The organism is Streptomyces sp. NPDC093109, assembly GCF_040701725.1.
Lineage (GTDB): Bacteria > Actinomycetota > Actinomycetes > Streptomycetales > Streptomycetaceae > Streptomyces.
In genome coordinates, this window is the sequence record NZ_JBFBEZ010000118.1 from 1 (window position 1) to 1,737 (window position 1,737).

Sequence of the window (1,737 nt, forward strand, 5' to 3'; positions counted from 1 at the left end):
AAGCCTGAAGAACTCCCATCATCGCAGGTCACAAGGCACTTCCTCGTTTTCCTAGCCGCTATCCACAAGACGCTGGCCGGTGGATCAAGGCTTAGGGAGCGGCTCGAGGCCGCCCGCTCCAACCTCCGCTTTCAAGACCGCCGACTCGCCTCCCTCGAAGCCGAACTGCTTGATCACGCCCGTAAATCCTGACCGAGTTCTACGGCTGGGTCACTGCGGTCTCGGTCGACCGCGCCTTCCTCACACACGCTGCACATAGTCGGCGCGCCACTTCGGCGACGGATCCGCGCCCAGCTCGCTCCAGTACTCCCGCCCGGCAACGATCCGCCCGGATCGAACCGTCCAAAACGACGCCACTCGATGTACACCCATCGACTCGTGCGGCACCTCCACCTCAGAGACGACTTCATCGCCGTCGGCCACGATCCGCAGCACCCGAATCGACCAACCCTCTGGATACTCCGCGTTGATGCGCACGTAGTTGTCGCGCCCCACAATTCGCTCGGCGCTGACCGGCCACTCGATCACCACGTCGTCGGTGAGTAGCTGGCCAACTCCGCTCCAGTCCCGAGCCTGCATGCGGTCCCACAGTTCCTGAACGATCTTCGTTGGCTCCATGGGCGCATACTGCCAGCCCACACTGACATCGCGAACATGCACGCCACATCATCACCCAGGTCAAGCCGACCCCAGGTGCTACAGAGGCCGGAAAGGTCGAGTACAAGCGCGGTATCGACGCCGTCGTCAACCAGGGCCTTTTCTGCCTGGCGTGGCTGATGGACCATCGCGCTGAGTTCGAGCACCTGGTCCGCGCCCGGCCCGGGGTGACGGCCGCACCCCAGGTCCTGTGGAGCGGCCCGCGCCTGATCTGTGTCGCCGGCGATTTCACCCGCTACGACGTGCATGCCGTGCGTGAGCACCGGCGGTCGATCGATCTGGTTCGCTACCGACTTTTCGGCAGTGACCTGCTGGGTCTTGAGACCGTGGCGTCCGTGGGCGGCGGCATGCAGGTGGCCCCCGGACGCGCCGCAAGGTGGTTGCCCGGGCGGCGGTCGGCGTTCAGGACGGGGCGATGGCGGAACTGGCGAGCGCGGTCGACGAGGTTCCGCTCGGGCTTGGGGATGGCGTGACCCGTGTCGAGCGCAAGCAGTACCGGGCATATCAGCGGCTGCGGAACTTCGCCTGCCTCATCCCGCCTCAGCAGACCAAGGTGCTGGTGTGTCTGAAGGTTGACCCGAAGGACGTCGACCTTGTTCCGGGTTTCACCCGGGACGTGTCCGGTCTTGGTCACCACGGGACGGGGGATCTGGAGGTGCGGCTCCGTACGCCGAGGGACGTGGAGCGGGCGCGGGATCTGTTCCGGGCGAGCTACTCGGCAGCGTGACCGGATGCGGCTGCCCGCCTCCTGGCGGGGTGCGCTTCGTGTCGTATGTGCGGTCGTGGGTGGGTGCCTTTCGACGTGGCGGGCGGTGGGCGGCGGTGGACTGTCCATGGTGCGCGGGATCGCCGGTTTGGCCAACCGGCGATCCCGCGCTATGTTGCCCCGCCCGTGTACGCCGATGATCAGCGTGAACGGCCGGAGGCTGGGCCGACTGCGACGACCAGAGCGGCCGGAGCACTGGTAGCGCGGCGAGACCTGTGCTCGCGGCCCGGTTGGGCCTGGCGCGTGCCGGTCCCGTGGGCGAGGGTTTCGGAGAGGTCGGCCAGCAGCGAACTCGGGGTGTGCGGGGACGCGGT

Annotated in this window: 1 protein-coding gene and 2 pseudogenes; 2 read left to right on the forward strand and 1 reads right to left on the reverse strand. The window is 67.0% G+C overall.

The annotated features are described in order from the left end of the window. Positions 1-192: pseudogene (locus AB0389_RS37800) on the forward strand (hypothetical protein); the annotation flags it as partial. Between the two features lie 48 nt (positions 193-240). Here the strand turns inward: AB0389_RS37800 and AB0389_RS37805 are convergent. Next, positions 241-618: a nuclear transport factor 2 family protein gene (locus AB0389_RS37805; RefSeq protein ID WP_366400122.1), complete on the reverse strand. Its 378-nt coding sequence runs from the start codon at positions 616-618 to the stop codon at positions 241-243. 47 nt (positions 619-665) lie between these two features. Here AB0389_RS37805 and AB0389_RS37810 point away from each other — a divergent pair. Further along, positions 666-1,384, forward strand: a pseudogene (locus tag AB0389_RS37810) (DUF5655 domain-containing protein). The last annotated feature ends 353 nt before the right edge of the window (positions 1,385-1,737 follow it).